Here is a 6,908-nt window from a genome sequence, read left to right on the forward strand (position 1 = left end):
CGCGACCACCCCGTACGCCGCCCCCTCCCGCAGCGCGTCCCTCTCGCCGGGTGGGGGGAGGGGGTGGGGGAGGGGGTGGGGGGTGGTGGGGAGGTGCGGGTGGGTGGGGTGGGAGGGGGGTGCGGGGTGGTGGGGGTGTCCGGGGAGGTGGGGGTGGGGGTGGGGGTGTCCGGGGATGGCGAAGCGGCCGCCACCGGGGGTGACGGCCGCTTCGGGGTGGGTCAGACCTTGCGGAGCTGGAAGGCGAGGCCGAGGGAGTCGTCAGAGAAGGACTCGGAGTCCCAGTCGGCGGAGCCGGCTCCGAAGTCCACGGCGAGGACCTCCTCGGCGACCAGCGGGCCGTGCTCGGCGATGGCCTCGGCGGTCTCCTCGTTGGCGGCGCGCCAGCGCAGGACGATGCGGTCGGCCACGTCCAGGCCGGAGTTCTTGCGGGCCTCCTGGATCTGGCGGATGGCGTCGCGGGCGATGCCCAGGCGCTTGAGCTCCGGGGTGATGTGCAGGTCGAGGGCGACGGTGGCGCCGGACTCGTTGGCGACCGCCCAGCCCTCGCGGGGGGTCTCGGTGATGACGACCTCGTCGGGGGAGAGGGTGATCGGCTCGCCGTCGAGGGAGACGGTGGCCTCTCCGGTGGTGCGCAGGTCGGCGGCGAGGGCGGCCGCGTCGGCGGCGGCGACGGCCTTGGCGACGTCCTGGACGCCCTTGCCGAAGCGCTTGCCCAGGGCGCGGAAGTTGGCCTTGGCGGTGGTGTCGACGAGGGAGCCGCCGACGGCCGCGAGGGACTCCAGGGTGGTGACGTTGAGCTCCTCGGCGATCTGCGCGCGCAGGTCGGCGGGGAGTTCGTCCCAGCCCTGGGCCGCGATCAGGGCGCGGGACAGCGGCTGGCGGGTCTTGACGCCGGACTCCGCGCGGGTGGCGCGGCCGAGCTCGACCAGGCGGCGGACGAGGGCCATGTGGCGGGAGAGGTCGGTGTCGATCTGGGCCTCGTCCGCGACCGGCCACGTGGCCAGGTGGACGGAGGAGGGGGCGGTCGGGTCGACCGGGACGACCAGGTCCTGCCAGACGCGCTCGGTGATGAAGGGGGTCAGCGGCGCCATCAGACGGGTGACGCTCTCCAGGGCCTCGTGAAGCGTCGCCAGGGCGGCCTTGTCGCCCTGCCAGAAGCGGCGGCGGCCGCGGCGGACGTACCAGTTGGAGAGGTCGTCGACGAAGCCGGAGAGCAGCTTGCCGGCCCGCTGGGTGTCGTACGCCTCCAGGGCGGAGTCGACCTCGCGGATCAGCGTGTTGAGCTCGGAGAGCACCCAGCGGTCGAGCTGCGGGCGGTCGGCCGGGGCCGGGTCGGCGGCGGACGGCGCCCAGCCGGTGGTGCGGGCGTACAGGGCCTGGAAGGCGACGGTGTTCCAGTAGGTGAGGAGGGTCTTGCGGACCACCTCCTGGATCGTGCCGTGACCGACCCGGCGGGCCGACCAGGGTGAGCCGCCGGCCGCCATGAACCAGCGGACGGCGTCGGCGCCGTGCTGGTCCATCAGCGGGATCGGCTGGAGGATGTTGCCCAGGTGCTTGGACATCTTCCGGCCGTCCTCGGCCAGGATGTGGCCGAGGCAGACGACGTTCTCGTAGCTGTTCTTGTCGAAGACGAGGGTGCCGACGGCCATCAGGGTGTAGAACCAGCCGCGGGTCTGGTCGATCGCCTCGGAGATGAACTGCGCCGGGTAGCGCTTCTCGAACAGCTCCTTGTTCTCGTACGGGTAGCCGTACTGGGCGAACGGCATGGAGCCCGAGTCGTACCAGGCGTCGATGACCTCGGGGACGCGGGTGGCGGTCGCCCGGCAGGTGGGGCAGGCGAAGGTGACGTCGTCGATGTACGGGCGGTGCGGGTCGAGGCCGCTCTGGTCGGTGCCGGTGAGCTCGGTGAGCTCGGCGAGGGAGCCGACGCAGGTGAGGTGGTTGTCCTCGCAGCGCCAGATCGGCAGCGGCGTGCCCCAGTAGCGGTTGCGGGAGAGCGCCCAGTCGATGTTGTTGTTCAGCCAGTCGCCGAAGCGCCCGTGCTTGACGTTCTCGGGGAACCAGTTGGTGGCCTCGTTCTCCCGGATCAGGGCGTCCTTGACCGCGGTGGTGCGGATGTACCAGGACGGCTGCGCGTAGTAGAGCAGCGCGGTGTGGCAGCGCCAGCAGTGCGGGTAGCTGTGCTCGTACGGCAGGTGGCGGAAGAGCAGGTCGCGGGCGGCGAGGTCCTGGACGAGCGCCTCGTCGGCCTTCTTGAAGAAGACGCCGCCGACCAGCGGGACGGACGGGTCGAAGGTGCCGTCCGCGAGGACGGGGTTGACCACGGGCAGCCCGTACTTGCGGCAGGTCGCGAGGTCGTCCGCGCCGAAGGCCGGGGACTGGTGGACGATGCCGGTGCCGTCCTCGGTGGTGACGTAGTCGGCGTTGAGGACGTAGTGGGCGTTCTCGATCTCGACCAGGTCGAAGGGGCGGCGGTAGGCCCAGCGCTCCATCTCGGCGCCGGTGAACCGCTCGCCGGTGGGCTCCCAGCCCTCGCCGAGGGCCTTGGCGAGCAGCGGCTCGGCGACGACGAGCTTCTCGGTGCCGTCGGTCGCGACGATGTAGCTCACGTCCGGGTGGACGGCGGCGGCGGTGTTGGAGACCAGGGTCCACGGCGTGGTCGTCCAGACCAGCAGCGCGGCCTCGCCGGCCAGCGGGCCCGAGGTCAGCGGGAAGCGGACGAACACCGAGGGGTCGACGACGGTCTCGTAGCCCTGGGCCAGCTCGTGGTCGGACAGGCCGGTGCCGCAGCGCGGGCACCAGGGTGCGACCCGGTGGTCCTGGACGAGCAGGCCCTTGTCGAAGATCTGCTTGAGCGACCACCAGACGGACTGCACGTAGGACGGGTCCATCGTGCGGTAGGCCTGGTCGAGGTCGACCCAGTAGCCCATCCGGGTGGTGAGCTCGGTGAAGGCGTCGGTGTGCCGGGTCACGGACTCGCGGCACTTGGCGTTGAACTCGGCGATGCCGTACTTCTCGATGTCCTGCTTGCCGGAGAAGCCGAGCTCCTTCTCGACGGCCAGCTCGACGGGCAGGCCGTGGCAGTCCCAGCCGGCCTTGCGGGCGACGTGGTAGCCCTTCATCGTCCGGTAGCGGGGGAAGACGTCCTTGAAGACGCGGGCCTCGATGTGGTGCGCGCCCGGCATGCCGTTGGCGGTCGGCGGGCCCTCGTAGAACACCCACTCCGGGCGGCCCTCGGACTGCTCCAGGCTCTGCTGGAAGACCTTGTTGTCCTGCCAGAAGCTGAGGATCCGGTGCTCAAGGGCGGGGAGGTCCACCTGGGCGGGGACGGGGTTGTAGCTGGCGGTCGCGCGCGGCGCGTCCTCAGAAGGGTGCTGGGACATTGCGGGGGTCTACCTCCGGCGGATGCGTGGGCCTGATCCGACGGAGGGACGAGACGGCATGCCGCCCCGCGGTACCACCCTCCTTGGCCGCGATGGTGCGTGCGGCCCTCTTGTTTGGGCTTGCTGCCGGGTCTAGTGGGCCGCGTGCGGCCGTTCTTCCGGCGGCTCCGGGGTGATCTTCCCGCCGTGCACACCCCCGGGCTCACACCGTCCCCGGGTCGCTGGTGGCTGCGTACGTCGGTACTCGTCCCATCTGCGCCTTGCAGGCCCAGTGTATCGGGCCCGGCAAGCGGGTTTGTCCGGCGCGCGGGGTGGTTAGCGGTTGACGATCTGGGCACAACTTGGTCAGTGCGCGGGTGGGGCGGCTGTGGCGGCTGCCCGGGTGGGATCGGTGCGACGCATCGGTATGTCATGTTGTGACCGGATTTGATGGGGATTATCGTTCCGGCACTGGAAGCCGCCGGGAACCGGCGGCTCGAGTCATTCGTAGATGGGGTCGAAGCCATGGCTGATAAGGCAACCGGCGCGGGTACCGCCACCAAGCGGGCACGCAAGGCCGTGGCAGGCGACTCAGGGGAGGGGACCGTGACCACTACCGCACGGCACAAGACCAGCACCAACACCGGTACCGGACGGGCGGCGGCGACCAGCCGCACGCGCCCGGCCGCCGCCACCACCGCCACCCGCGCCGGCGGCGGCGCCGAGTCCGTCGACCCGGCCGAGCTGCCCGTCCGCCCCGGCGAGGAGCCATGGACCTCCGAGGAGGTCGCCGAACTGCACGCCGAGCTGATCGGCGAGCTGGAGCGGCTCCAGGCCGAGATCGACGCCTCGGAGGCCGCGATCACCGGCCTGATGCGCGACTCCAACGACGGCGCCGGCGACGACCAGGTCGACGCCGGGACGAAGAACATCTCGCGTGAGAGCGAGCTGGCCCTGGCGAACAACGCCCGCGACAGCCTCGCCCAGACCGAGCGCGCCCTGCTGCGCCTGGAGGGCGTCGGCTTCGGCGTCTGCGAGTCGTGCGGCCAGGCCATCGGCAAGGCCCGCGTGCAGGCCTTCCCCCGCGCCACGCTCTGCGTCCAGTGCAAGGCGAAGCAGGAACGCCGGTAGTCGCTGCCAGCCGGAGCCCCGGAGGGGGTCGAGCTTGCCGTACGCTCGACCCCGTAACGTCGGCCCTCCTCCTGCCTCCGGCCGGGAGGGGCCCCCATCGGCAGCGGAGCGGATCATCAGTACGCCAGGTTCCCCCCAGACGCGGGACGATTCCGTCCCGACCACCGCTGCCCCGGTGCCCGGGTCCGGCCGGCAGGAGGGCGTGGAGGTCGCGCTCGCGCAGGCCTCCGACGGCCTCGCGGGCTCCGAAGGTGCCGCACGCTCGGAGGGCGGGACCGCGGCCGGTGCCGGCAGGGGCGCCACCGCCGTCGGCGGGCGCCGCCGGATCGGCGTGCTGCTGGTCATCGCGCTGCTCGCCTACCTCGTCGACCTCGGCAGCAAGCTGCTGGTGGTCGCCAGGCTGGAGAACCACGCCCCGATCACGGTGCTCGGTGACATCGTCACCCTCCAGGTGATCCGCAACCCCGGCGCCGCCTTCGGCATGGGGCAGGCGCTGACCATCGTCTTCACCGCCATCGCGAGCTCCGTCATCGTGGTGATCTGGCGGATCGCCCGGAAGCTCTACAGCCTGCCCTGGGCCATCGCGCTGGGCCTGCTGCTGGGCGGGGCGCTCGGCAACCTCACCGACCGGCTGTTCCGCTTCCCGGGCGTGCTGCGCGGGCACGTGGTGGACTTCATCTCCGTCCAGCACTTCGCGGTGTTCAACCTGGCCGACTCGGCCATCGTCTGCGGCGGCATCCTGGTGGTGCTGCTCTCCTTCCGGGGCAGCAACCCGGACGGCAGCACCCACCCGGCCGCCACGTCCGGCGGTGCCAAGGGCGCCCGCAAGGGTGGCAGCAGCGGTGGCTCCGGCAGTGGCGCCGAGGGCGGCCCCAAGGGCGAGTGAGTCGGGGCGGGGCCGCAGTCCGGCATACTCGTACGGGTGAGTACCGCAGCGCAGATCCGCAGCCTCCCCGTTCCCGACGGCCTTGAGGGCGAGCGTCTCGACGCCGCCCTCGCCCGGATGTTCGGCTTCTCCCGGACGAAGGCCGCCGAGCTGGCCGTCGACGGCAAGGTCCGTATCGACGGCTCGACGGCCGGCAAGTCCGACCGCGTGGTGGCCGGGACCTGGCTGGAGGTCGAGATCCCCGCCCCCGCCGCACCGGTGCAGATCGTCGCCGAGCACGTCGAGGGCATGCGCATCGTCCACGACGACGAGGACATCGTGCTCGTCGACAAGCCGGTCGGCGTGGCCGCCCACCCCAGCCCCGGCTGGACCGGCACCACCGTGATCGGCGGGCTCGCCGCAGCGGGCTACCGGATCTCCACCTCCGGCGCCGCCGAGCGCCAGGGCGTCGTGCACCGCCTGGACGTCGGCACCTCCGGCCTGATGGTCGTCGCCAAGTCCGAGCGCGCGTACACCGACCTCAAGCGGCAGTTCCACGACCGCGTGGTGGAGAAGAAGTACAACACCCTGGTGCAGGGCCACCCCGATCCGATGAGCGGCACGGTGGACGCCCCGATCGGCCGCCACCCCAGCTCGGACTGGAAGTGGGCCGTCACCCAGGCCGGCAAGCCCTCCGTCACGCACTACGACCTGATCGAGGCCTACCGGGCCGCCTCGCTGCTGGACATCAAGCTGGAGACCGGCCGCACCCACCAGATCCGGGTGCACATGTCCGCGCTGCGCCACCCCTGCGTCGGCGACCTGACGTACGGCGCCGACCCGACGCTCGCCAAGCGGCTCGGCCTGACCCGGCAGTGGCTGCACGCCGTCTCGCTCGGCTTCGAGCACCCGGCGAACGGTGAGTGGGTGCGGTTCGACAGCGAGTACCCGGCGGACCTGCAGAAGGCCCTGGACATCATCTCCTCGGAGAGCTGAGATGACGGCGGTACGGGCAGCGGTGATCAGGGTCGCCGAGGGTGAGCGGGACCTGGAGCTGGCGCGCGCCGTGCGGCGCGAGGTCTTCGTCCGGGAGCAGAACGTCCCCGAGGAGCTGGAGTACGACGAGTACGACGCGACCGCCGTGCACCTGCTGGCCCTCGCCGAGGACGGCACCCCGCTCGGCACCGGCCGGCTGATCCACGGCGAGCAGGCCCTGAAGCTCACCGGCGGCCGTCCCGGCCGGGTCCTGCTGGGCCGGCTCGCGGTGTCGAAGGACGCCCGGGGCACCGGCCTCGGCGCGCAACTGGTCCGGGCCATCGAGCAGGCCGGCCGGGAGCGGGGCGCGACGGAGCTGGAGTTGCACGCCCAGGTCCAGGCGCTGGGCTTCTACGAGCGGCTGGGCTACAGCGCCGAGGGCCCGGAGTACCCCGATGCGGGCATCCCGCACCGGACGATGACGCGGGTGCTGTAGCCCCGCCCGCCCTTCCACAGTCGGACCGGAGCGGGGGGGGGGGGGGGGGCGGGGCGCCCCGCGGGCGGGGGGCGGG

5 protein-coding genes are annotated in these 6,908 nt (G+C 72.2%); 4 read left to right on the top strand and 1 reads right to left on the bottom strand.

Annotation, left to right across the window (positions count from 1 at the left end; translation table 11 throughout):
- Nucleotides 1-221 precede the first annotated feature (221 nt).
- A complete protein-coding gene (gene ileS, locus ACIBH3_RS20410; RefSeq protein WP_396313423.1) occupies nt 222-3,386 on the bottom strand; it encodes an isoleucine--tRNA ligase in 3,165 nt (1,054 codons plus the stop codon).
- Nucleotides 3,387-3,971: 585 nt separating this feature from the next.
- On the opposite strand from ileS, the gene ACIBH3_RS20415 reads away from it, so the two are divergent.
- The 4 genes from ACIBH3_RS20415 (at nt 3,972) to ACIBH3_RS20430 (ending at nt 6,832) form a co-directional block, all read left to right on the top strand.
- Complete coding sequence (locus tag ACIBH3_RS20415) at nt 3,972-4,496, top strand: TraR/DksA family transcriptional regulator (protein WP_396313424.1); 525 nt, start codon at nt 3,972-3,974, stop codon at nt 4,494-4,496.
- 112 nt (nt 4,497-4,608) lie between these two features.
- Entirely contained in the window at nt 4,609-5,382 is a 774-nt protein-coding gene (gene lspA, locus ACIBH3_RS20420; protein ID WP_396313566.1) for a signal peptidase II, read from the top strand.
- Nucleotides 5,383-5,418: 36 nt separating this feature from the next.
- A complete protein-coding gene (locus ACIBH3_RS20425; protein WP_396313425.1) occupies nt 5,419-6,357 on the top strand; it encodes an RluA family pseudouridine synthase in 939 nt (312 codons plus the stop codon).
- 1 nt (nt 6,358) lies between these two features.
- A complete protein-coding gene (locus ACIBH3_RS20430; protein WP_396313426.1) occupies nt 6,359-6,832 on the top strand; it encodes a GNAT family N-acetyltransferase in 474 nt (157 codons plus the stop codon).
- Nucleotides 6,833-6,908 lie beyond the last annotated feature (76 nt).

It is taken from the genome of Kitasatospora sp. NPDC050543, from assembly GCF_044457565.1.
In the GTDB taxonomy this organism is placed as follows: domain Bacteria; phylum Actinomycetota; class Actinomycetes; order Streptomycetales; family Streptomycetaceae; genus Kitasatospora.